A 24769-nucleotide genomic window follows, 5' to 3' on the forward strand; every position below is an offset into this window, starting at 1 on the left:
CAGCGAGATTCCTTCTTGAAATCTGTGGACTTATTTTAGAGAAGCAGGGAGCTTGACGGCAAGCAAACGGTTGCCGCTTTGAATAAATATCATCCCACCGGATTTGAGCGTTGGACCGAAGGAGCGTGAGCCTGTGTTGACAGTAAACACGGGCTTCAAGGTCATCAGGTCATAGCCGTGAAATACGCCATCTGATTGTCCGACGTAAACACCTTTGCCAAACACGTCAGCTTGAACGGTCGGATTATCACCGTAATCGTAATGGATGAATTGCCCGGAGGCCAGCTTCATGGCAATCAGTCCGCCTGTTCTAAAATCTTGATAAAACATGCGACCTTCATAAATGGACGATAAAGGAAAAAGTTGTTCATAGCCTTCCTGCGACCACTTGCGAGCAGGTTTGCTGTCTGCTTTGTAGTTCCAGAAGTCATAGGAAGCCAGTGCCTTTCCCTGAAAGACATAAAGGTCTTTACCGTGCAGAAAAGCAGAACCATATATGCCTCCAGATTGGAAAGTGCCATCTTTATTTTCAGCTTCGGTCCATCGGTACTGACGATCTCCTTTGGATTCACCTGTCTTGAGGTCGTACTGGGCTATCGTAACTTTGCGATTTACCGGGTCATCATCAATCATAACCGTATTGGCAAGAGAGTAGACCACCCCGTCTTTAACGGCCAGTGGAAAGGAAGTTCTGAAGCTGTCCCAAAGCTTTTTGCCGGTTTTAGCGTCATAGGCATTGATCTGTTCAAAGGTCAGGCTGCCCTGTACGTTATAATTGCGGATAAGGACACCATCAGTCTCCATCAGGTTGTTCAGACCATGGTATGAGTCCTTATCCTCACTGATCTTCCATTTGAGTTTGCCGCTGGCAGCATCGACAGCAGCCGTTTGCTCCGACTGTGTAATGTATACTGTAGAGCCGATTCGATAAATGTTACCTGCCTTCGTAAATCCTAACGAAGTGGTCCATACTTTCTTGCCTGATTCTGTAACGGCATAGATGGAGCCGTTCTGTGCCATTCCGTAGATGGTGCCATTGCTATGAATCAAAACAGGGGTAAGCTGATCACCATATTGCCACAATTTCCGGCCCGAGCTGCCCTCTAGGGCAACCAGTCTGTGGTTCGAATCAATTGCGAATACCTTACCGTTTTCCGCTACTGCAACCGCCTGCTCTGAATACTGATTTCTATCGATTGGGATAACGGGAAAAGACCAGGAAGGCTTGATCACAGGTGCTTGGATTGAGCTGCTATAAGCTCCGTTGCTCATCGAGACGACAGATTGCTCTGCACTTGCTTTTTCAGCGAACCTGCCGCTGATCAGAGGCAGTCCAATGATGGCTACCGCCAATCCTGTTAACAATGAGTAATGTATCGTTTTTCTCATACGTGCTTGCTCCTTTAATAGTTAGTAGTGGAGTAAGGTTTTACATGAAATTCCTTTTTGATTAGACTGTAAATAAAGCCAAAAGTTTCATGATATGTTTACATTTTAGTTTTTCTTGAGTCCAGACACTAAAACCAGTTGCTTGTGAACCAGGCTGTATCTCTAATTAAAGATTAGTCGTTGACCCGGTTTCGTGCTATAATCGTAGCAACGAACCGAAGGAGGTGAATCCCTTGTTTGAGCTTCAGGACCTGCTCCCCTATTTATTTACAATCGGCTTGCTGTGTACCGTAACCTATGCGTATCTCACTCATTTGCACGGCAGTGTACCCGAATGCTGGGTAGAAGGCGGGGCTGTGCGGTCGCATGCTTCTTCACTGATGCCGATATCTGCCCGTGGACAGGACATGCCTGTCCGACTGGCACGCCATATTCGGCGCAAGGAAGCGCCGGATGAAGACACGTCAGATTGTTTCCCCTCGTTGAACGATAGTACAGCCAATCAACGAGGAGGAACATATGAAACGTTTCAAGGGATTCACCTTTTGGGGTAAAAAAGAACGGATATTAGGAATGATGGTATCATTGGCGGTGGTCATGCTGTTATCTGGATGCGGTGCGACTGCTGGAGAGATTAATGCACAGACACCCGGATTTTTTAATCATTATGTAGTATTCCCGCTTTCTTGGCTCATCCAGCAATTGGCGCAATGGTTTGGTGGAAGCTTTGGACTGGCCATCATGACATTGACGTTAATTGTCCGTCTGGCGTTACTGCCGCTAATGATGCGTCAAACACGTGCTCAACAGGGGATGAAGCGCAAGATGAGCGCCATGCAGCCCGACTTGGACCGAATTAAGAAAAAGTACGAAAATAAGAAAGATGCTGCCAGCCAGCAAAGTATGCAGCAGGAAATGATGGCACTTTACAAAGAGCATCAGTTCAATCCGCTCAATATCGGCTGTTTGCCTATTCTCATTCAGCTCCCGATATTGAGTGGCATGTACACTGCGATCCGGTTAACCCCGGAGCTGGCCTCTCACTCCTTCCTATGGTTCCGGCTCGGACGGCCGGACTGGATTTTGGCAGTGATCGTCGCAGTCGTTTACTTGGCACAGGCCAAGCTTTCTCAGCTTCAAATGACGGCTGACCAGCGCAAGCAATTTGCCATCATGGGATATCTTTCACCCATTATGATGGCGGTCTTTTCCTTCAACGCCCCTGCAGCCATGCCACTATACTGGACAGTCAGCGGCACCTTTTTGCTGCTCCAGTCCTTATGGTTCCGTAAACGTTATCCAACGGAGGAAGTAGAGACTAAGGCTAAGCTTGGAAAAGTCACACCGACCTAAAAGAAGATAATGAGTGTTTAACATCTTCATTGCGTTCCAGTATGTCTTGTGTAATGACAGGATGCCATTCGAGCCGTTAATAAGGCTTGAGTGGCTTTTTTTATGCTGATCCTTCCTATAACACGAGTGGAGGGTTCTATGCTATTGTGCACAATTCGCTTGCATTATTTTAGTCATTATGAAATCCTTATTGGATAAAGTTAATTTTTAACGTTGGGAGAGGACATATGGAGAATTCAACCATGTCCATTGAATGGTATGAAAATCAAATCAGGGAGGACGGCTGCTATTGCATGAGAAGTATGCAAAAAGCACCAGGCTATATACAAAAGCTGAATTGGACAGAAAATGAATTTTCCCAAGGTTTGACTTACATACAGATAAGAAAAGACAATAAACCAGCAGGATTTATTGAGTATGCGTTGGGTGAACAGGCATGGAGGGCAGTTCATGCCGACGGATATCTTCTGATTCATTGCTTATGGATGGGTGTGACCAGATTAGGGCTAGGCTCCAAACTTATTCAACGTTGCATCGAGGACGCTGTCAGGTTGGGTAAAAAGGGGGTCGCAGTGGTTACTAACACTGATACATCGTGGGCGCCTGGTCCCGATATTTTTCTAAAGAACGGGTTTCAGCATGTGGAGAACGCACCTTTTTCCTTTCAGTTGTATGTTTATAAGCTGAACAGCAATCACTCTGATCCTTATTTTCCAAATAACTGGGCGCAGCGGCTGGAGCGTTTTCGTGAAGGCTTAACCATCTTCCGAACTCATCAATGCCCCTATTTGGAGATTGCCACGCAAAATGTGATTGAAGCGGCAGAGACTGTGGGTATAGAGCCCGAAATCATGTATATAAAAGCTGATTCTTTGGGTGAAAATATTAAAGAAGTGTAAGAACAGTAAACGAACATCACGGAGGGCCAACAAGACATGAAACAAGCACCAGCAAAGCTACCCATCTCTATAGCCCTGCTTACATGTATGGTATGTGCACTTGGCTTTGCTTTAATCGCATTATGGGTCAGCGACCATCAGGTGCGGCATTTTGACTACATGATCATAACGGATATTCAACAGCTGGAGTCCCCAGCAATGACTCATATAATGAAGTTTTTCACCATAATCGGTAGCGGGATTCCGATTATAATCATTATTTTAATCGCCATGTTTGTGCTGAACAGAGTATTGGGACACCGTAGAGAACTGTTGTTTTTAGTAATTGCTGTGCTGGGTTCGGTGCTGCTGAATACGGTGCTAAAGCTGCTCTTTCACCGTGCGCGTCCCGAAATTAACCGTATTATTGAGGCGAATGGATATAGCTTTCCAAGTGGACATTCCATGACTGCTTTCAGTATGTATACGGCACTGGCCTTTATAGTGTGGAAGCATATTCCTTCCAGGCTGGGACGCATCCTGCTGACCGCGCTCAGCAGCCTACTGATTGTAGCGATCGAGACAAGCCGTATTTATTTAGGCGTGCATTATCCAAGCGATGTTCTGGGCGGTTATTTTATGAGTGCCTGCTGGTTGGCGGCCTGTATTTGGTTTTATCAGCGTTATGAAGAACGAAAGCCGCCACTTCGCTCTAAATCGAAAGCATAACCGGTGACAGACCCATAAAGCTGTAAAAAAGCAGACGCATTAGCGCCTGCTTTTTATTTGGGCAGAGGAAGTGGGACCAGTGATGTGAGTCCTGGCCTGTACAGCAGGCTTGAGCCCCAGTTTTTTCTCCCCATTTTCATAAAAAATAATAGCCGCCTGTATGAAGATACCAGGAAGCTTCCGACGCCGTATGAATGTATGAATGCCGACAGCGCACCCTGCCCCAATGACCGCACCTGCCAATATATCCGAAGGATAATGTACACCGGTCCAGACTCGAGATACAGCAATGAGAATCGCCAGGAAAACCCAAAGCACGCGATATTTTTGACGATGAAGCCACAAAATTGCGGCCAGAGCAAAAGCTCCAAGGGCATGATTACTCGGAAATGAAGCGTTAGCCTCGTGGTGAATAAGCTGGATAACAGCATGTCCGACGAAAGGACGATCCCTGTAAAACAAATGCCCCAGGCCCCAACTGATTGCAAAGCCAATGCTAATAGTGACAACAGCTTCTATAACCATCATCCGATGTGGCATTTTAAAGGAGAACCAGTAAATCAGCAAAGCCACTCCAAACAAATAAGGTGCATATTGAGCCAAGAAACGCATGATTCCATTTAAAAAGGAAAGGTGATTAGCCAGTTCATTGATCCAGTGAAATAAAGCATAGTCTACATTAATTAACATGAATAAATTACTCCTTAACATCAAAAAATGAATTACAAAATTACATTATAGAGGGTCTCAACGAATAAAAGCTTAAAATCAAATAAAAAATGCATGTCTTTCCCATTCCTCAATTTGTTTTTCTATAAAAAATAGGTGGTTTTGCGGTGAAAAAATCGGTACTGGTCATTGATGACGAAGAAAAAATATCCAGATTACTCCAATTGGAATTATCCCACGAAGGATATGCAGTTGAAATTGCGCAGACGGGCAAAGAAGGATTGGAAAAGGCTTTGGCACAGACATGGGATATCATCATTTTGGATGTGATGCTGCCGGAGCTTAACGGAGTCGAGGTGTTGAAGCAGTTTCGAAAAGTGGACAATCATACGCCCATTATTATGGTCACTGCACGTAACAGAACGACTGATAAGGTCTCCGGTCTGGATGAAGGTGCGAATGATTATATTACGAAGCCTTTTGAAATCGAGGAGCTATTAGCGCGGATGCGGGCCAGTATGAGGCATCAATTGGAGCCTAAAGCCACTCCTTCACAAGAAGGGGAGAAGCTCCCGTGTCTTCAGGTCGATAGCCTGGTGCTTGAATCCAAAACACGCTCTGTAATGCGGGAAGGGAAGCGAATCGAGCTTACGCCCAAAGAATTTGATCTGCTTCACTACCTCATGGAGCATAAAAATCAAGTATTGCAGCGCAATCAACTGATTCAGGATGTGTGGGGGTTTGATTTTGTGGGGGATACGAATGTAGTCGATGTGTATATCCGATACGTTCGTAAAAAGGTGGATCATGGCTACAAAAAAAAGCTGATTAAAACCGTACGTGGCGTAGGATATTGTATCAGGGAGGAAGACCGTTGAAGCTGCGGACCAAAATTACACTGCTCAGCTCAATTCTAGTGATGACCATTCTCCTGTTTGTTGACGTTACCGTTCATCTGTTGTTTGTCAAAATCGCCACTCGCAATGAAAGAGAAGTGCTGCAAAATAAGTGGACTGATATCATTACCGAGACCGGTTCCAAGATGATTCTAAAAAATGCATGGGGACCTGAGTTGAAGGATGAGCTTGCAGGAGACACAATTTTGAGGGTTTTTGACCAGCAATCCCGCCTTTTGTATGAAGTAAGTCGTCAGTCCCGCTTCAAGCTGGGTAACTTACGTTTTAACACTTCTCAAAGCTCACAGCTGACAGAGGTACAGGGTCATAAGATCCTGGTAATTCATCTTCCGATGCTTTCTGCTGAAGGAAATCAAGAGGGAACGCTGGAGATCGTGGAAAAATGGGATGCGCTCGAAAATAATCTTAATATTTTAAATACGATCCTCATCACCTCGACTACAGGAGCCATGTTACTTAGTCTTGTAGGTAGCACGATTTTAGCAAATGCCATATTGCTACCTATTTCGAGCAGTATTCAGACGATGCAGGAAATTGAAAGAAGCCTTAAATTTAAAAAAATCCCTGCTCGCACCCACAATCAAGATGAATTGTCCCAAATGACCGCAACCTTTAATCGAATGATGGACAGATTGGAAGAGAGCTTTCAGAGCCAGCAACAATTCGTATCAGATGCTTCGCATGAGCTGAATACGACATTAATGATCATTGAGGGCTATGCTAATATGCTGCGACGGTGGGGCACACGTGATGAGGATATTCATAAGGAATCCATTGAATCAATCTATGAAGAAACTCAGCGAATGCGAACGATGACACAGCAATTACTGACTTTGGCTTCCTCACAGCAGAAAGACTCGGAGCCGTATGAGCGAATAGAGCTGATCGGGTGCTGTCAACAGGTGGTTGCACATCTCAAGCCTGTACATGATCGTCAGATTACTATTTTTACAGATGAAAAAGAAATCTGGCTTGATGCCAGCCTTGCAAAAATCAAGCAGCTGCTGCTTATCTTGCTCGATAATGCTCTAAAGTACAGCTCAGATCCAATTGATATCCGGTTGTCTACAGATGAAAAAGATGTGCACATCCAGGTCAAGGATTATGGAATCGGGATACCAGAGAGCGAGATCAAGCGAGTCTTTGAACGATTTTATCGTGTAGATAGCTCCAGGCATCGTAAAACCGGAGGAACCGGGCTTGGGCTGCCCATTGCCAAGGCGATTACAGACGCACATCAAGGTACGATATGTATGGAAAGCGTAGAAGGAGAAGGAACACAGGTGACCGTCACATTGCCTCGAAGACAACAGGAAGGGCTGTCCCTCCGGTAGACATATCTACTCGCGGAACAGCCCTTTGTGTTGATATTTATAAGTGGACATAATGAAATGGACTCTTATCTATGCTTGTCCTAGAGGACACGACGAGCTGTAGTGTAATGGGAATTCCACCAGCCTGAATTAAGATCCGTGATCGTTACGCCACCTTTACCAAATGTGTGTAGAATCTTGCCGTCTCCCATATAAATGGCTACATGGTGAATTGGCGCATAGAAAAAGACCAAATCGCCTTTTTGCAGCTGACTACGTGGTACAAAAGTACCGACGGTCGATTGCTCTCTGGACGAACGCGGGAGCTTGACTCCATTTTGTCCAAATACATATTGAGTAAATGAAGAGCAATCAAAAGAGCTTGTGTTGCCTGCGGGTGCTCCATGTTGATAGCGTACACCCATAAACTGGGAACCTGTAGAAATAATCCGATCAGCTGTGCTGACAGAAGCGGCATGAGTAGTGTCTGGTCCAACGATAAAGCTTCCTGCGCCGAAGGCCAAAGTCATTGTAAAGCAAATTCCCATCCATAATTTTTTTGAAGTGTGTTTCATTTAAACATTCCTCCGTTATTTCGTATTTTGTATCTTGTCGTGATGTCCTGAGATGACAATAACACAAATATAATATCCGGAATTTACCACTCAAGGTTACAATCCTGTTACCCCAACGCTTTTTCCTCATTTATTAGAAAACGATGAGAATTTTCACCTGAAATTTTGATTGACAGAACGTGCATTTCCCCCTTATCACTGGGTCCGTATGACAAAAAGCGACTTGCAGACGATTCGCACAAGCAAGCACGCAAAATATACATACCTATATACTAGAGTTAATAACTTGTACGGGAACAAGCTTAGGTTCCCGTTCATATCGTAAAGATCACACCGCTTTTCCGGTCAGGAAGGAGGATTCATATGGCTTCAAAACAGATTAAAATGCCCAAAGGTCAACGTCTAAGCATTGTTCAGGTCATTTCCAACTATCCCAATGCACAACCGGTCCCTTCCATCAAGGGTGGAACGGAAAAGGTCGTGTATGAATTGACGGAGGAACTGGTAAGACGAGGACATCATGTATCTTTGTTTGCCGCCCGTGGGAGTAGGAGCAGTGCGCGACTGATTACCTATCCTAAGGGTATGAAGCACGATCAGATCCACCAGTACGTTCTTCAGCACATGCCTCCCGGCACACAAATCATTCACGATCATACCTTTCGCACTGCTGTGGGACGCAGGAAGCTGCCTTGTCCGTCGATATGCACAGTTCATCTTCCAGTGAAGAGATATGGTGAAAATCCAGTATTTGTAAGTAAGCGGGCGCGCCAGCTTATGGGCGATGGCAAAGGATTTTATGTCTATAACGGTATCAACACACATGAATACGAGTTCAGCAGCGAGAAGCACGGCTATTTGCTGTTCATGGGCAGAATTATACGAGATAAAGGTGTATTGCAAGCCATTCAGGTTGCAGAACAAACAGGAAAAAGACTGCTTATTGCCGGACCTATCAAAGCCCCGATATTTTTTCGCCAAGAGATTCAAAAGCGAATTCAGCACAATCCCAAAATCCGCTATGTAGGGGCGGTGGGAGGGGAACAGAAGCAGAAGTTGCTAAAGCATGCTGAATGTCTGTTGTTTCCGACACTGTGGGAAGAGCCTTTCGGACTTGTGATGGTAGAGGCGATGGCATGTGGAACACCCGTACTCGCTTTAAAAAATGGCTCCGTTCCCGAGGTGCTGTCGGGCTTTCCACAGCTAATTTGCAAATCGGTTGACCAAATGGCACGAAAAGTGAAGCAAAAAAAATACCCGTCACCAGCCAAACTTCGCCAGTATGTCACACAAAGATTTACCAACAAACAGATGACCGATAAATATGTAAGGCTATACCGTGAAATCATCCGTCGGCAAGGCCAGAAGAAAAGCCAGGGATTGCCTAAGCGGAGGTGAAAGGGATGCAGGTCAAACAGTATATGCTTGGAAAGGGTTATTCTTGGGCTACTCCTTATTATATAGCCACAGGGGAGCAGGGAGGTCCGCATGTGATGGTGGTCGCGGGCATCCACGGCAAGGAAATCGCAAGCATTCGCGCGGCTGAGAAGCTGGTGGAGCTGTTGAATCAGCAGAAGCTGCACATCAGCCAGGGCAAGCTTATCATCGTGCCTATTGTGAATCAAGAAGCTTATCGCAAACGAATCAGGGGCGTACCCGATCTCAATCGAACCTTTCCACGCAAAAAAAAGCAGGCGGCATCCAATCGACTTTCCGCTGCTGTATTCGAGTTGGCACAGAAGCATCAACCCGAGTGGTATTTGGACCTGCATGAGGCCAACGGACTGTCTCAAAAGGACAACAAGGTACTCGGCCAGACGATAATTTCCAATAGCGGCAATCCGGCGGTCCCTGCTGTTCGTAGGGTTATAAAGCTAATGAATCGTTCCATCAAGCTGCAAGACCAACATTTCAATATTCGGCTGCGCGAACTTTCCGGCTCCTCCCGTACGGCAGCAGCCCGAATCTTAGGCGCACGCGCGGTCACGGTGGAAACATGCTGGAGTCTACCCAAGAAGGTACGTATAAAGTATCATTTGGAGATCGTGCAGCATTTTTTAAGAGAAGCCGGACTGGTCAAGGCCAATGGAGTATATTTAGCTGCCAAGGTTAGAACTGTTACTCCATGAAATGTAACATTACAAAATAAAAATCGCTTCTAGAGCTAGGGATTTTCCTCTCCCATACTCAAGAGCGATTTTTTTTATTTGCCATTCTCGTGCACAAATTATTTTGGGCTTATGTGACATCTCTATGCGTCAGGATTCGGATTTATAGAACGCGCTCACCAAGCTTTCCCCCAGGCGAACCTCGATCAGCTCCAATGGCTTATCCAGATCGGAACGGATCGTGTGATGCGTATCGACCGGGATACGAAAGACGGAACCACTTGCTGCCGTAAAACGTTCTCCGTTCAGCATGACCTCCCCCCGGCCGGAAACGATCGTCCACACTTTCAGCCCACTACCGTGACAATGTCCGTTTAAGCGGTGATCCGGGAGCACCGTCAAGCGTATCGCTAGAATATCGTTCAAACTCCGATGATCAAATTCGTCCAGCACCCGGTAGCTGCCCCAGGAGGCTTCCCCATGCATAGGGCGTAGCTGAAGTGTTCCCAGCTTCTCCTTGATCGCGTGGGCATGACTCTTGGCGGCAATGAGGATGCCATCAGGGCTGGCAGCAGCAATAATATCCTCCACGCCAATGACATGGAGTGGATAGGGCAGCTCATTGACGATATGCGTGCCATGAGCGGGACCACTGATCTGTCCGCGCCCAATCACCTGGTTGCCGAGTTGTTCCGTTAATGCCTGCCAGTTGCCGATGTCACGCCATTCACCCTCGTAGGGGAGGACGACGGCACGTTCGGCACGCTCCGCAATCTCCTCGTCGAAGCTGCGAACAGGGAGGCTGTCGTACATCGCGCATAATGCCTTATCGTTCAGCGGCAAATCACTACGCTCCATGCAGGCCAGTATATACTGTAGCTTAAAAGCGTAAATGCCGCAGTTCCAGAGCGCGCCTTGGCTAATAAGCAGTTGCGCTCCCATGCGATCCGGCTTTTCTGTGAAGCGGGCAACTGACGCATGGGAGGGTTTTCCCTTTCTTATCATTCGCTGACCTGGAACGATATAACCGTATTGGTCGGAAGGATGAGTGGGCCTTGTCCCAAGCATGGCCAGATCGGCTCCACTATCGAGCAACAGACCGGGGAGTGCCGCTACACTATGGAAGAAATCCTCTCCCGCAAACATATCCGCTGGAGCGATACAAACAATTTCGTCCAACCCCACGCCATTGGCGTGAAAATGAGCAGCTGCCAATGCAGCTGCGGTGAAGGTTCCCCGTTTGGCAGGCTCACCTAGAACGGGCAGACGACCTTCCGTATGACGAAAGGCTAAATTTACCTGACTCCGATGAGTCAGCAGCAGGGCAGAGGAATCCAGCCCGGCTACAGTAAGCTGTCGATACACTCGACTGAGCATAGATTCCTTTTGCCCGTCAGGGGCAGGCAACAATCGGAGAAACAGCTTCGAGCGGATATCGTTGGACAATGGCCACAGCCGTTTTCCAGCACCACCGCATAGCAATACGATGTGCACGGGCACTTCCTCCTTCGATCCAGATCCAATGTGGACCGTATCATTTTGCGGAATGTTGTTGATTTTTAGCTATTTGATACACCTTACGTTGATGAAAGGATAAAGAACGATGGCTTTTAGCAAAGGTTCCTAATTGTTTTTGAGAGAGGGAAGATGCCCGACTATGAAGCGCTTTATTAAGTGACTTGCGTAAAATCATCCGAGAGGGCTGCATGCTGTACAGATAGTTGGCATATGTCTCATATTCGGAAAAACCAAACTGTTTTTTGCGGTTTATATTTTGGATAATCGCGTTATACCAGGGTTTCCCGTGACGGGCCTCAATGACCTGTTTAAGTCGCGAGAGCCGCGCTTTTTCAAACAGCATATAGTGAGTAACAAAGGACTTCGGTGAGGGAGCTTTAACGCCCATCAGCTTGCGGTAGGTGCGGAAATACTCAGGCTGGCTCCAGCTCCGATAATAAAATATCGTTTTGCCATCCTTTCGAAACACATGGGGACGAATCAAAATCGTATCCGCATCAATAACGAGAAAAAAAGAGGCTTTGCTAATTTTATCACCGTTCATTTTGAGCAATTGCTGATACAGCCAGCCTGAGCGGTCCCAGCGTGCCGTACCGTAACGGATTTGTTTTTTTGTGATAGGCAGTACCGTCTTCTCATCAACAAATGTACAGCTCTTGCTTGCACACAGCCGACGAATGCCGTCGCTTTGGGGTGAAATGATATAAATGGTCCCAATTCGGTGCTGCACGTAACGGCGCAGACTGTCAATTACCAGCGGTAATGTGCCCATATCTTTATCAATGGCAGGAATCAAAACATCAATTGTAAAAGAACCCTTCTGTGACCCATCCGATTGCGCTGACAATGCTATTCACTCCCTATTTATGCAAATGTACGTATTCGTGTATTGCATTATCATATGCCCGGACAAGCGATTTCGACCGGGCAAGGTCGGTTGAATATTTCTAAGCAAAGACAGGGCGAATGCAGCTTTCAGATGGGGGGATAGTGCATATGATGGATTGATCTTTTTAACAGAAGCGTTTTACTTTGAAAATAGAGGGGAGAAGGGGAAGTGAATACTTCACGAACACAGGCTGTACGCAGCAAGTGGCATAAGACCCAATTGCTGCTCAGGAATCAGGGGATCAAGCCTTTTATACCGGATACCCGGAAATATACCAAAGCCAATTTAAAGTCAATGCTGGAGAAGTACGGGATGGTCTATGTAAAACCCGATGGAGGAACATTCGGTAAAGGTGTGATGAGGGTAGAGCAGGGGGAGGGTTCGCGTTTTGCCTATCAACATGAGGAAAAGCGTTTGGAGTTCAAAAACGTAGAGGCACTATATGTCAGCCTGTCGAAGAAAATAGGGAAGAAAGTCTATCTCATTCAAAAGGGGATCCATTTACTGCGTCATCAGAAACGCTACTTTGATATCCGGGTCATGGTGCAACGCAATGCAAAAGGGCCGTGGGAATCAACCGGAATTATTGGCCGACTCGGTCATCCCCGTAAAATCGTAACCAATTATCATAGCGGCGGCAAGCCGACGGCACTGGAGGAACTGCTGCAGTCTCATTCACCCAAAAACAAACAGGCTGAGCTGGTAAAGAAACTGAATGCCCTGGGCACTACCATTGCCGTCCAACTGCAAAAAACATATCCCAATTTCCGGCAAATTGGAGTGGACATTGGACTCGATCGCAGCTTGACCCCATGGATTATTGAGGTGAACACGAAGCCTGACCCGTATATTTTTAACCAGTTAAAAGACAAGTCGATGTACCGCAAAGTATTAAGCTATTGGCGACTAGCCAATCAAAAGAATAAAGCTACAGGTCCGAGCAAAGATAAGGATAAGGATAAAGATAAAGATAAAGATAAAGATAAGTTAAAAGACAAGGTGAAAATTACAGGCTCTAAAAAAGCAAAAAGCTCATAAGTGAGGAATCGGTTCAGTGACTGAAGCTCTGAGAGAAATAAAAGGATGAATATCTTATTGATTCATCCTTCTTACATAAATAGCGGGGGTACCCGAATTCACATCTGCGATATGCCGATTGACGCTGGAAATTTTACGGCGATACCCGGAATCGCTCGAAACGGTTTTGTGAATGTAATGAAAACAGTGGAATTGGAAAAACTATATGAAAACAATCAGAACTGAGGTCTTGGTATATGGAATTATGGGAAACCATGTTAAGATCAATATTTGCATTTACCCTAATGATGATTGTAGCACGTATATTGGGCAAACCGACTATTTCCCAAATGACCTACCATGATTTTGTGGCTGCCATTACATTGGGCTCCATTACCGCGAATCTTTCCTTTAATAGCTCAGTAGGGGTATGGAATTTAATAACTTCTTTACTTATATTTTCGGGAATTGCTTACTTGCTAATGTTTCTCGCCATGAAGAACCGAAAGCTGAGAAGTTGGTTATCGGGGAAACCAACCGTGTTAATTCAGGAAGGGAAAATTTTGGAGAGTAATATGAAAAAGCTTAGGATTACACTGGATACACTGAATCAGGAGCTAAGAAGTAAAAATATTTTTAATATTCAAGACGTTCATTACGCCGTACTCGAAATGAATGGAGCCATTTCCGTATTACCCAAGTGGGAAAGTAAACCTGTAACCAGAAAAGATTTGCATTTGGACGATCGTTCCGAGCATATTTTTCCTATTGAATTGATGATGGACGGGAGCATCATTGAAGCTAATTTGAAGGACAATAACATTACAACAGATTGGCTGCATGCACAGATAAAAAAGAAGGGGCTTTCGATTGAGAACATCAATTATGCCGTAATCAGTTCTGATGGTAGTATATTTTTTGATGAATATAAGGATCGAATCAAGCATCCGGTTGATAAAGAATGAATGAATTTGATTTCATTAACATTAAAGGTATATAATAGGTATACACAATTAAGTAAACATAGACATATGAAATGATTTTAAGGAGGAATCGCTATGAAATCATTTAAGTATGCATTGGAGAAAAAGGAACCCAGAACCGGACCGGGAGGCATCACACGTGGGGCTTCGGTCCATGATTTTCCTGTATCGGAAGGAATAGCAGGGGTGTCCATGCGATTGGAACCGGGTGGAATGCGTGAGCTTCACTGGCATGCCAATGCGGCTGAATGGGCTTATGTGGTTAGCGGCTCCTGCCGGACAACCGTTATCCATCCGGACGGTTCTTCGTATGTCGATATTTTTAATCCAGGTGATGTATGGTATTTTCCGCGTGGTTATGGTCATTCGATTCAAGGTATTGGTCCTGGAGAGTGTCATTTTATATTGATTTTTGATAATGGAGATTTTTCGGAGGATCACACGTTCAGTATAACTGATTTCATCGCACAGACTCCTGCGGAGGTTGTAAGGCAGAACCTGGGACTTGCAGCCGACGAACTGGCTCTTTTGCCAGATAAGGAAGCCTATTTTGCAAAAGGACCTGTACCTTCTAACGGATCTCATGATGCATTTCCTCGCATTTCCTCCGATCTGATCACTAAGCATCGGTATCCTTTAATGGCCAAACAGCCCAGATTAGCACCGGGTGGTGGGACACAGCGGACAGTTACGGTAGAAGATTTTCCGATTTCTTCGACAATGGCAGGATCTGTGATTGAGCTGGAGCCGGGCGGATTACGAGAAATGCACTGGCATCCCAATGCGGACGAATGGCAATACTATTTGGATGGTCATGCAGAAATGACTGTGTTTCTCGCTGAAGGGAATGCCGTCACAGAGCAGTTTGAAGCCGGAGATGTAGGATACGTACCCATGGGAGCCGGGCATTATATTAAAAATACCGGATCAGAGATATGCCGTATTTTGATTGGTTTTAACAGCGGTCATTACGAAGCCATTGATCTGAGTGAGTGGATGGCTGGTAACCCAGTTGATGTATTAGCAACGAATCTGGGCCTTCCGAGAGAAATAGCGAATAAACTGCCTCATAAATCAGTCTTCATCGCTCCAAAATCTAAATCATAAGTCAGCGAAACAGCCCGCTTTTTGTTCCCCGCATATATGGGGGAGCAGAAAGCGGGCTAATTGAACAACCTGTAACTCTATGCTATCCTTATGTATTAATAGAGAATAAATATAGTAATATTTAATTTCTGCGCCCATAAACGTCAGATGATATGATCAATAGGAGGGATAAACATGTGTTCTTTCATTGAACTTAACAATGTGAGCTGGAAAAGAGACAATCGTACCATACTGGATCAAATCAACTGGAAGGTAGCCGAAGGTGAGCACTGGGCTGTGCTTGGACTGAATGGATCGGGTAAAACAACGATGCTGAATATGATCAATGGTTACATATGGCCAACTACAGGTAGTGTGAGTGTGTTGGGACATACGTTCGGGGACGTGGATCTGAGGGAGCTGCGCAAATCTATCGGCTGGGTCAGCTCCTCTTTACAGGAGAGAATCAATGGTAGTCAGCGCACGCAGGATGTTGTCATTAGCGGCAAATTTGCCTCCATTGGACTTTATGATCAAACAACGGATTCGGATTTTGAGCAGGCCGTACACCTCATGACCCAACTGGGCTGTGCTCACCTCGTGGACCGATTGTATCAAGGATGTTCACAGGGGGAGAAGCAAAAAGTGCTTATTGCCCGCGCGCTCATGGCCTCACCCAAGCTGCTGATTTTGGACGAGGCGTGTAACGGCTTGGACTTCTTTTCCCGGGAATCCTTACTTACTAGCATTCATCAGCTGTCCGAATCGCCAGGTTCCCCGAATTTATTATATGTCACACATCATATCGAGGAAATTTTACCAATGTACACGCATACGATTCTGATACGCCGGGGGACTGTTTTCGCTAAAGGTAAAACGACAGACATTCTGAGCAGTGAAACGCTTAGTGCCTTTTTTGAAACCCCTGTGCAAGTAGAATGGAGACAGGAGCGTGCATGGCTATCTATGGTGTAGAGAGTCAATTCGGTTTATTCTCTTCCAATCCTGACTACAATGACATAAGAGAATCATTGTAGAGAGGTGAATGGAATGTCAGAGCATCCATTACAATCTTTTATGGAAACGGTCAAAGATCACTTAAAGGACATGGTGAACGTCAATACGACCATTGGAGAACCGGTTGTCGTGTCTGACGGCACCATTATCATCCCTGTTTGTAAAGTAAGCTATGGATTTGCGGCAGGTGGCCGCGATTTGGACAAACGCAACCAGGAATCCACAAGGGGGATGCCCTCATTCGGCGGAGGTATGGGCGGAGGTGCGTCTGTAACACCTCTCGCCATTATAATTATCGGCAAAATGGGCGTTCAAACAGTCTATCTGGATAACTCTCCTACGGTATATGACAAGATTTTGGACATGGCGCCACATCTATTGGATAAATTACATAAACTTATCAAGGAATACCATACAGAAGAAGGTGATAATAGTCAGTGAATCAGGTCTGACTCGTTTGTGTATGCAAAAGATGCCAACGGGGTTATGCGGTCGTTTTGAATTGGAAAAGCGTTATTTTTCCTTATTACAAGATTTTTGGCCTCTAATTGGCTACAGCAGGGGGGCTGTTCATTGTGCACCATGACATATTGGCCATCGGGAAGCAGCTGTCGGGCTTTAATATTATCATCTAGCAACAGCAATAAATATTGGATGATGACAGATTGATGCTCTTCATTTAATAGCGGACACATTAATTCAATCCGCTTGTCCATATTTCGGGTCATCCAGTCTGCACTGGACAGCCACAATTGGGGCGTGCCAGCATTTTCAAAATAAAAAATACGGGAGTGCTCCAAAAATCGGCCGACAATGCTGCGAACGGTAATATTGTCGCTCAGTCCGGGAATTCCTGGACGCAAGCAGCAGATACCACGAACGATCAGATCAATTCGGACGCCTGCCTGGGAAGCAGAATATAGTTGGTCGACCAACTGTTTATTCGATAACGAGTTCATTTTGGCTATAATCCTTGCAGGTTTACCGCTCAATGCATTTTCCACTTCACGCTGAATGCAGTCTACCAACTGTTGTTTCAAATGCGCTGGAGCTACGCTGAGGTAATGCCACTGGCTCGGGGCGGAAAATCCTGTGATTTTATTGAATAAATTGGAGACATCTTCGCCGATCTCCGGATAGGAAGAGAACAGTCCGATATCTGTAAATATTTGTGCCGACACTTCATTGTAATTTCCAGTGGCGACATGAATGTAACGTCTAAGAGAATCTGCTTCCTTACGTACAACCAAAACCATTTTGGCATGAATTTTCAACCCGGGCAGGCCATAAACGACATGGCATCCTGCTTTTTCCAATTCTTTTGCCCATTCGATATTTCGGGCTTCATCGAAGCGTGCTTTCAACTCAACGACTACTGTGACCTGCTTTCCTAATTCGGCAGCTCGATTCAAAGATCGGATAATCCGTGAATTACCATTTACGCGATACAAGGTCATTTTAATAGCCATAACGGATGGATCGACCGCTGAATGTTCGACAAAATCGTTAACAACGTCAAACGATTCATAAGGATGAAGTAAGAGAACATCTCTTTTTCGCAGCACTGAAAAAAAATCGTCCGTCTTCGTAAACTCCAACGGATAAAGAGGATCAAATCTTGAATGCTTGAGATGCTCAAAGCCCTCAACCGAATTGGCGAATGACATAAAGTAGCTCAAGTCAATAGGTCCATCATTCGTAATTAAAAACTGGCTTTCTATTTCCAGTTCTTTTTCTAGCCATTCCAATGCAAAAGGATCAAAACCCTTTTCTATTTCCAAACGAATCGGAGTGCCCCATTTTCTTGCGCGCAATACTTTTTCCACTTCATCAAGGATATCCTCCGCTTCTTCCTCATTTAAATCAAGATCTGCATTTCGAGTTAAACGGAATGTATGGAAAGTAATAGGCGTATAGGTAGTAAACAAAGTGTGAATATGCTGCTTAATCAAATCTTCGAGCAAAATAAACTGCCATTGATCATGATCCGATAGAGACGGAACTTTAATATAACGAGGCAGATTGGATGGAATTTCAACCAAGGCAATATAAACTTCCTTGCCCGATGCATCGGAAGGCGGCTTCAAACCGACGGCCAAATATACACTTTTTGAACGAATCAGAGGGAAAGGACGGCTTTTATCAATAGCTAGAGGAGTTAGCACGGGAAATACTTTTTCAAGATAATAGGTCTCCATTTCCCTCTTCTGCACAGAATTAAGCTCGCCATAAGTAGTAAAAGCAAGGCCCTCTTCCTTTAGCAGTTGAATAATCCGGGCATAGGTTGAATACTGATCTGCTACTAATTGCTCAATCATGACAATTACTTTATGCTGTAGCTGTTGTGGAGTAAAGCCAGTGAAATCGACCTCTTGATTGCCAGCTCTAATTTTATCCATAAGTCCTGCGACCCTGACACTGACAAACTCATCCAGATTGGTGGAAACAATTGATATGAACTTTGTTCGCTCCAACAGAGGAGTGCTTTCGTCCTGTGCTTCCTCAAGAACACGTCTGTTAAATTGAAGCCAGCTTATTTCACGATTAATATAGTTCACGGCGCACGCCTCCATCTGCCTATTCTTTTTTTCTAAATAATAAATACCGTATTTTTTGGAACAATTGCCATGTGGCACTGAGGCGAATCGTGATCGTGTCGGGAATATTCTCATCGTTTTTAGTCATATGGTTAGGTTCCTCTCGTTATTAAAATAGGGAAAACTCGCTAAACGAGGTTAGCGAGCGATATGGATATTTTTTATTTATTCGTGAGATGTTGTTGTCTGCATTGCATCCACGACCGGGCCTGGTGTTGATGACTCCGCTCCTTTTGCTGCGGATTGTGTCAGGTTGCACACCAAACGGCTGTTAACAAGCATACTGCCTGCTTGCGTTCCCACTGTATGACCCACACTGTTCCCTAACAGCCCACCAACAACGGACCCAAGTACGGTCCCTACGCCTGGCAGCAGCGAAGTTCCGAGGATTGCCCCATACTCAATACCGGCCATGACCCCGAGTGCTCCAGTCAAATTCCCTGACGTATGAACCATATAATCTTTGTTATCCATTTGTCCTTTCGTCAAGCTAATGGTATCCTGCAGCTGGGTTATACCTCCGGAAATAAGACCTCCCCATAATGAATTGCCTTGTAGCATGCTGATCTCTCCTTTGTTTAATTTATTTTGTTACTCCAGGATAGTAATTCCCCACTATGCACTTTTTAAATTATTGAACATTTACCAACTGTTACGGTAGCAAATGATGTTCTGTATTTTTTTTCTCATTTTTTATTGCTTCTGCGGATGGCGGCTCTTTAGTACGGTCTTTGACTTGATCTGCGAGCTCAAGCGCAATTCCTGCTCCTTTAACGGCAAGTTTACGTGCAGCTTTTCGGGCTTCGGGGGACACAGCAAGTACTAAGGCCGCAGCAGCAAAAATAATACCAAGCGGTGATTTGGCCACAAAAATCCTCTCCTCAAAAAAGTTGTTAATAAAATAATTCCTTAATATGAAATTTTTATACCAGATTACATTCAGAAAACAAAATGCATATTTTGTTAACTGTTGTTAATCATAAGTGGAGTTGATTTTAATTATGGACAAGGGAGGTTAAATATGGTGACGCTGCGAAACAAGAACAGGTTTCTTCATGTTCTACCAGGAAGGATACGAATGGAAATCTACAGCTTGCAGGGAAGCGAAGCTGCCGCAGAGCTTTTGGCCAAAAGTCTGTCAGCTTGTAGTGGAATTAACAGAGCGGAACCTTGTACAGTGACGGGCAGAGTGCTGGTGCATTATGATGTAAAGCTTGTTTCTGAGCAGCACATTATCCATATACTCTGTGAAACAGAAGAACGGATGTGTTCGGCTAATTTAACACCCCGCCCGGATATTCGGAACGAGGCTACCTTGTCGAAGGAAGCGGAGCGCGAAGCTGCTGCTACTCAAGCTGAATTGAATATTCCTTGCCCTCTCCCGATTAACCCTACGGCACCTAAGACCAATACGGGGGAGCCGAAGGAGAAAATTCCCATTGCATTGGCTGTTTCCATGAGCGGTTTAGCCGTGCTGGGAATCAAGCAGATCTTTTTAGGACGTTCAGCCCTGGCAAGGAGTCCGGCAACGTTCTTTTTATCGTCGCTCGTATCTGTCGTAACCGGCTACCCTTTTCTCAAGCGAGGAATTCAGACCTATTCGGATAAGAGAAAAATAAACTCAGATCTCATATTAGGTACAAGCGCTCTCGCTCTTGCACTTATGGGCGAAAATCTTGTAGCACTTGCCGGACACAGCATTTTGCAATATGTGAACTGGAAGCGAAGCCACTCTGCATTAAATGGACAGCAAGGGGCTTCTTTGTCACCGGAAATTCAAGCATATAGCGATAAAGCAGGCAAATTAGGGTTTATTGCAGCCGGAATGACTTGGGCCGTTACCCGGAACCCGTTCCGTGCAATCGCCGTCCTTCTGGCAGCAAATCCGCGCGTGGTGACCGTACCTGCCGAGTATGCCTGGAAGCAGGCTGAGCTCGTTTCAGAAGAAAGAAAATACGTAGTTCCGGAAAAAGGATCATTATCCCAACTCGCTCGAACGAAAACGATTTTATTCGAAGACTCGTCACTCCTGTTTAACCGTCCGGAGATTGAAGAAATTCAATGCATGGCAGAGAAGGAGCAAGATGCGGATAAAGTGATATGTTTGGCGGCTTCATTAATGGAGAAAACAGAACATCCATGGAAAGAAGAGGTGTTTAGCAAGGCAAAACAAACCTGCCGGACGATCCGCACAGCTTTTCATGTGGAAGAAGAGCTACAGGGTATAAAAGGAAAAGTCAATGATATACAGGTTATCATTGGCAGCTACACATATATGGAGGAGCACGGTATTGATTGCAGTTCCTATGAGCTTAAATCAAAGAGGCTTACAAGAAAAGAATACGATGTTCTTTTTGTCGGAAGCCAAGGAAATGGCAAAGGCGAATGTCTTGGGTTAATTGCCAGACATCGGCCATCAACGGTTAACGAATACGGCTCTACCGCCTTATCATTCAGCGAAAAAGGCTGGAGGCTTGGACTGTTGAATAACAGTCTGCATATCAGTGCTGACGAGCTTTCGCAATACGGTATGGATACAAGCTGGTCCTCTTTTGAACAAGGCGAAGTGATTGAACGGATCGTAGTGCTCAAGCAGCAAGGCGAAGAGGTTTTATTTGTCGCCGGTCTGGAGCAAAATCCACTCAATGAGTTTTATAAGGAAGCTGGAGTCCAGACGATTTCCATTCATGAGCTGCAACCTATTCAGGAAAGCGCTCTGTACGCCGAAAGAACAGAGCGAATCGTAAACGAGCATGCTTCAATCGCTAAAAAGTGGAATCTTATAGGATCCGCTTTTGCTACATTAGGCATGATCAGTGCGCCATTGGCCAGTTTGATCGGGGATGCTTTATCACTTGTTTTTACATCCAGAACCAAAAACAGGAGTGAAGCCTTGCCATGTCCAACGGGAATTGCGTATAAGGACGAGGCTGCGGTTGCTTCCGAAGCCTTTGCCTGGCATCAGCTGCCTGGCGAACAGATTATCACGAAGTTTCAAACAAACCTACAAAGCGGGTTGACGTCTGATCAGGTACTTTCAATTCGAAGCCGATATGGTTCAAATCAGCTTGAGAGTAAAAAGCCTACTCCTTGGCTCATTGCATATTTGGGTCAATTCAAGGAATTCACAACTCTGATTCTCCTTGGTACAAGTGCACTGGCCTTTCTTACAGGTGGATTATTCGATGGACTTGCAATGGGGGCAATTCTGCTCGCGAATGCCGCAATTGGCACAATTCAGGAACGCAAAGCGGAAAAAGTTGTGGACAAGCTGAATCAATTTCAACCCCCGGTATGTAAAGCCATCAGACAGGGCCAGCACGTAGAGCTAAACGCTGTGGAATTGGTGCCCGGCGATATCGTTTCCCTGGAAGCAGGGGACCGCGTTCCAGCCGATATCCGGTTGATCAACTCATGGAATATGCGAGTGAACGAGTCGACCCTGACTGGGGAATCTCTTCCCGTCGAAAAGAACGAGTCCTCTTTGCCTGAAGATTGTGCTTTATCTGAGAGAACCAACATGCTCTTTATGGGAACCGACGTGTGCGGAGGCAAGGGGATGGGTATTGTTGTACAAACCGGGATGAATACCGAGATGGGGCATTTAATGTCCCTTTTGAAGCAGCAGGAAAAAGAAGTAACCCCTTTACAGGAAAAAGTAACGTCAATTAGCAAAAAATTTGTGAAAGGCGCTCTCATCGTGGGCGGAATCGTATTCGCAATTGGTATGCTCCGTGGCATCCCTTTTCCACAAATGATTTCGACTTCGATCACACTGGCAGCCTCTGCCATTCCTGAAGGGCTTCCGGTTACCATCACCATTGCCCTCAGCGCAGGCATCTTCCGTATGGCGAAGAAAAACGCGCTGATCCGAAAGCTCTCCTCATTGGAAACATTAGGGAGAACTACAGTTATTTGCACAGACAAGACGGGCACGTTAACCAAAAATGAAATGACGGTAAAAGCGCTCTCTACTGCGGATCGCGCGTGGACTGTAACAGGCAATGGCTACGAGCCGAGGGGAGCATTGGAAGAGCTTGCTCCCGAGGCTGCTGCAGCAGCTGCGGGGATCAAAAATGTTGAAAGTTACGAAAACCCCTCAACCCATCCTGATTTGACTCGCTTGCTGCAAATCTGCTTGTTATGCAATAACAGCAAGCTTGAGCAGCAGGAAGGGCAGTGGATGACCAAAGGGGATCCGACTGAGGGCGCGCTTTTGACGCTCGCGGCCAAAAACGGACTGTGGCTTAAAGATATGACCCATTGGCATCGTGGACATGAAATTCCATTTGATTCGAAAACCGCGAAAATGAGCGTGGTTTGCAAGGACGTTCAGTCGCAGCAGGAATGCTATCTCTTTTCCAAAGGAGCCGTAGAGACGATTCTCGGCCATTGCAATCGATATCAAAAGAACGGGGAGATACTGCCTCTATCTGAAGAACAGAAGCAGCACATTATACAGCAAAATGAAAAGTTTTCAGCCGCAGCGTTGCGTGTGCTTGCTTTCGCGTATCGACCCTTGGATGAGAGCATCGACAATGAGTCCATTGACGACGAATGTGAATTAATTTATGTCGGCATGACCGGCATGATGGACCCTCCCAAACCTGAAGTAGAACAAAATATTCAGGAAGCCTTTGCACTCGGGATAAAGCCTGTGATGATTACCGGTGACCACCCGATTACAGCCATTGCCATTGCGAAGCAACTCGGAATTTACAGTGATACGCAGAGTGTTGTAACTGGACATGAGCTTGACCGTATAACAGACGAAGAGTTAAGCCAAATTGTGGACGAAGTATCCATTTTTGCCCGGGTCACGCCTGAGCACAAACTTCGCATTGTAACGGCGCTGCAAAAACGAGGACAAATCGTTGCCATGACTGGCGATGGCGTCAACGATACGCCTGCTATTAAACAAGCCAACGTTGGTATCGCAATGGGAAGAACAGGAACGGAGGTAACGAAGGAAACTGCGGATATGGTGCTAACGGAGGACCATTTCGGCACGATTATAGAGGGGGTCAAAGAAGGCCGAACAATTATTGGAAATATTCGTAAGGCACTTGGCTGTTTATTAACTGGAAATCTGGCCGAGATCATTGTCACGAGCGTTGCCGTGATGGTTGGATTGCCGATCCCTCTGGTTCCTATTCAAATTCTGCTGATGAATTTGTTGACCGATGCTTTGCCAGCAATGGTTCTCGCTGTCAATCCAGGCCAGAAAACGAAGCAGCAGAAACGAACGGATATCGTCGATAAAGACCTGTACCAGAAAGTGATTACAAGAGGGGTTCTGCTGGGATTGGGATCGCTCGGCTTGTTTGCCGCAAGCCTTGCAGTCGGTGCGCCTATGCCTGTGGCCCGAAGCGTTGCTTTTGCAACCTTGGTTGCGGGGCAATTGATACAAACCTTTTCGTGGCGTCAGGAAGGCTCTGAAGAAACAGTACGCGATTGGACAAAAGATCGCTTTTTGATCGGGGCCCTTTGCGTTTCCTGGCTGGCTCTACTAGGAGCCATATATATCCCGCCATTGGCCGGGTTTTTCCATACCGCCCGTCTGCCGCTCCAATATTGGGCTCCCATCCTTGGCGTAGCCAGCTCGGTATCTCTTTTATCCAAACCGATTTTGGCTCTGATTACAAAAAAGCAGGCAATCAGGGCTTCTCATGCAACCCAAACCTTTGCTGCGGCTTAAACGGCCGCAGTAATACTTAATTACAAGGAGGAT

At 45.7% G+C, this 24769-nt stretch carries 22 protein-coding genes; 14 read left to right on the forward strand and 8 right to left on the reverse strand.

The features are described 5' to 3' along the window. Nucleotides 1–30 precede the first annotated feature (30 nt). Nucleotides 31–1389 (reverse strand): outer membrane protein assembly factor BamB family protein, encoded by a 1359-nt coding sequence (locus GCU48_RS22570; RefSeq protein ID WP_152381531.1) that lies wholly within the window; start codon nt 1387–1389, stop codon nt 31–33. Between the two features lie 224 nt (nt 1390–1613). Between GCU48_RS22570 and GCU48_RS22575 the strand changes: the two genes are divergently transcribed. The 4 genes from GCU48_RS22575 (at nt 1614) to GCU48_RS22590 (ending at nt 4349) form a co-directional block, all read left to right on the forward strand. Next, the gene (locus GCU48_RS22575; RefSeq protein ID WP_244315849.1) at nt 1614–1943 is read left to right on the forward strand and encodes a hypothetical protein; all 330 of its coding nucleotides are present in this window, start codon (nt 1614–1616) and stop codon (nt 1941–1943) included. After that, entirely contained in the window at nt 1909–2742 is an 834-nt protein-coding gene (gene yidC, locus GCU48_RS22580) for a membrane protein insertase YidC (RefSeq protein ID WP_152381532.1), read from the forward strand. The genes GCU48_RS22575 and yidC overlap by 35 nt, the downstream gene beginning before the upstream one ends. Nucleotides 2743–2969: 227 nt before the next feature. Beyond that, nucleotides 2970–3641 (forward strand): GNAT family N-acetyltransferase, encoded by a 672-nt coding sequence (locus tag GCU48_RS22585; RefSeq protein ID WP_244315851.1) that lies wholly within the window; start codon nt 2970–2972, stop codon nt 3639–3641. A 36-nt stretch (nt 3642–3677) separates the two neighbouring features. Further along, nucleotides 3678–4349, forward strand: a complete 672-nt coding sequence (locus tag GCU48_RS22590) for a phosphatase PAP2 family protein (RefSeq protein WP_152381533.1) — start codon at nt 3678–3680, stop codon at nt 4347–4349. 39 nt (nt 4350–4388) lie between these two features. On the opposite strand, the gene GCU48_RS22595 is transcribed toward GCU48_RS22590, so the two are convergent. Further along, complete coding sequence (locus GCU48_RS22595; protein WP_152381534.1) at nt 4389–5039, reverse strand: undecaprenyl-diphosphatase; 651 nt, start codon at nt 5037–5039, stop codon at nt 4389–4391. 146 nt (nt 5040–5185) lie between these two features. On the opposite strand from GCU48_RS22595, the gene GCU48_RS22600 reads away from it, so the two are divergent. Together GCU48_RS22600 and GCU48_RS22605 are read left to right on the forward strand one after the other, a co-directional pair. Continuing rightward, nucleotides 5186–5896, forward strand: a complete 711-nt coding sequence (locus GCU48_RS22600; RefSeq protein WP_152381535.1) for a response regulator transcription factor — start codon at nt 5186–5188, stop codon at nt 5894–5896. Next, nucleotides 5893–7269, forward strand: coding sequence for a sensor histidine kinase (locus GCU48_RS22605; protein ID WP_152381536.1), 1377 nt, complete (start codon nt 5893–5895; stop codon nt 7267–7269). Before GCU48_RS22600 ends, GCU48_RS22605 begins: the two co-directional genes overlap by 4 nt. Before the next feature lie 80 nt (nt 7270–7349). Here GCU48_RS22605 and GCU48_RS22610 read toward each other — a convergent pair whose 3' ends face one another. Continuing rightward, nucleotides 7350–7823: a C40 family peptidase gene (locus GCU48_RS22610; protein ID WP_025718301.1), complete on the reverse strand. Its 474-nt coding sequence runs from the start codon at nt 7821–7823 to the stop codon at nt 7350–7352. A gap of 363 nt (nt 7824–8186) precedes the next feature. Here GCU48_RS22610 and GCU48_RS22615 point away from each other — a divergent pair, with 363 nt between their 5' ends. Both GCU48_RS22615 and GCU48_RS22620 read left to right on the forward strand, forming a co-directional pair. Further along, nucleotides 8187–9221: a glycosyltransferase family 4 protein gene (locus GCU48_RS22615; protein WP_152381537.1), complete on the forward strand. Its 1035-nt coding sequence runs from the start codon at nt 8187–8189 to the stop codon at nt 9219–9221. A 5-nt stretch (nt 9222–9226) separates the two neighbouring features. Further along, on the forward strand, nt 9227–9952 hold the full coding sequence (locus tag GCU48_RS22620) for a succinylglutamate desuccinylase/aspartoacylase family protein (protein ID WP_152381538.1): 726 nt from the start codon (nt 9227–9229) through the stop codon (nt 9950–9952). Nucleotides 9953–10081: 129 nt separating this feature from the next. Here the strand turns inward: GCU48_RS22620 and GCU48_RS22625 are convergent, their stop codons facing one another. Together GCU48_RS22625 and GCU48_RS22630 are read right to left on the reverse strand one after the other, a co-directional pair. Continuing rightward, complete coding sequence (locus GCU48_RS22625) at nt 10082–11425, reverse strand: sugar phosphate nucleotidyltransferase (RefSeq protein ID WP_152381539.1); 1344 nt, start codon at nt 11423–11425, stop codon at nt 10082–10084. Nucleotides 11426–11465: 40 nt separating this feature from the next. Further along, on the reverse strand, nt 11466–12296 hold the full coding sequence (locus tag GCU48_RS22630; RefSeq protein WP_152381540.1) for a DUF6492 family protein: 831 nt from the start codon (nt 12294–12296) through the stop codon (nt 11466–11468). A gap of 210 nt (nt 12297–12506) precedes the next feature. Between GCU48_RS22630 and GCU48_RS22635 the strand changes: the two genes are divergently transcribed. The 5 genes from GCU48_RS22635 (at nt 12507) to ytfJ (ending at nt 16882) form a co-directional block, all read left to right on the forward strand. Continuing rightward, the gene (locus tag GCU48_RS22635) at nt 12507–13376 is read left to right on the forward strand and encodes a YheC/YheD family protein (protein ID WP_152381541.1); all 870 of its coding nucleotides are present in this window, start codon (nt 12507–12509) and stop codon (nt 13374–13376) included. Between the two features lie 236 nt (nt 13377–13612). Next, nucleotides 13613–14320, forward strand: a complete 708-nt coding sequence (locus GCU48_RS22640) for a DUF421 domain-containing protein (protein WP_025718281.1) — start codon at nt 13613–13615, stop codon at nt 14318–14320. A gap of 93 nt (nt 14321–14413) precedes the next feature. Continuing rightward, entirely contained in the window at nt 14414–15445 is a 1032-nt protein-coding gene (locus tag GCU48_RS22645) for a cupin domain-containing protein (protein WP_152381542.1), read from the forward strand. A 174-nt stretch (nt 15446–15619) separates the two neighbouring features. After that, on the forward strand, nt 15620–16399 hold the full coding sequence (locus tag GCU48_RS22650; protein WP_152381543.1) for an ABC transporter ATP-binding protein: 780 nt from the start codon (nt 15620–15622) through the stop codon (nt 16397–16399). Nucleotides 16400–16474: 75 nt separating this feature from the next. Further along, nucleotides 16475–16882, forward strand: coding sequence for a GerW family sporulation protein (ytfJ, locus tag GCU48_RS22655; protein WP_152381544.1), 408 nt, complete (start codon nt 16475–16477; stop codon nt 16880–16882). Here ytfJ and ppk1 read toward each other — a convergent pair. The 3 genes from ppk1 to GCU48_RS22670 all read right to left on the reverse strand — a co-directional run bounded on the left by ppk1 (nt 16876) and on the right by GCU48_RS22670 (nt 19906). Continuing rightward, the gene (gene ppk1 / locus GCU48_RS22660; RefSeq protein WP_152381545.1) at nt 16876–19014 is read right to left on the reverse strand and encodes a polyphosphate kinase 1; all 2139 of its coding nucleotides are present in this window, start codon (nt 19012–19014) and stop codon (nt 16876–16878) included. The two genes, ytfJ and ppk1, sit on opposite strands and share 7 nt — an antisense overlap. A gap of 189 nt (nt 19015–19203) precedes the next feature. Beyond that, nucleotides 19204–19599, reverse strand: coding sequence for a hypothetical protein (locus GCU48_RS22665; RefSeq protein ID WP_152381546.1), 396 nt, complete (start codon nt 19597–19599; stop codon nt 19204–19206). A gap of 91 nt (nt 19600–19690) precedes the next feature. Next, on the reverse strand, nt 19691–19906 hold the full coding sequence (locus GCU48_RS22670) for a hypothetical protein (protein WP_152381547.1): 216 nt from the start codon (nt 19904–19906) through the stop codon (nt 19691–19693). 210 nt (nt 19907–20116) lie between these two features. On the opposite strand from GCU48_RS22670, the gene GCU48_RS22675 reads away from it, so the two are divergent. Then, nucleotides 20117–24736: an HAD-IC family P-type ATPase gene (locus tag GCU48_RS22675; RefSeq protein ID WP_425280854.1), complete on the forward strand. Its 4620-nt coding sequence runs from the start codon at nt 20117–20119 to the stop codon at nt 24734–24736. Nucleotides 24737–24769 lie beyond the last annotated feature (33 nt).

This window comes from Paenibacillus brasilensis (assembly GCF_009363115.1).
Classification (GTDB): domain Bacteria; phylum Bacillota; class Bacilli; order Paenibacillales; family Paenibacillaceae; genus Paenibacillus; species Paenibacillus brasilensis.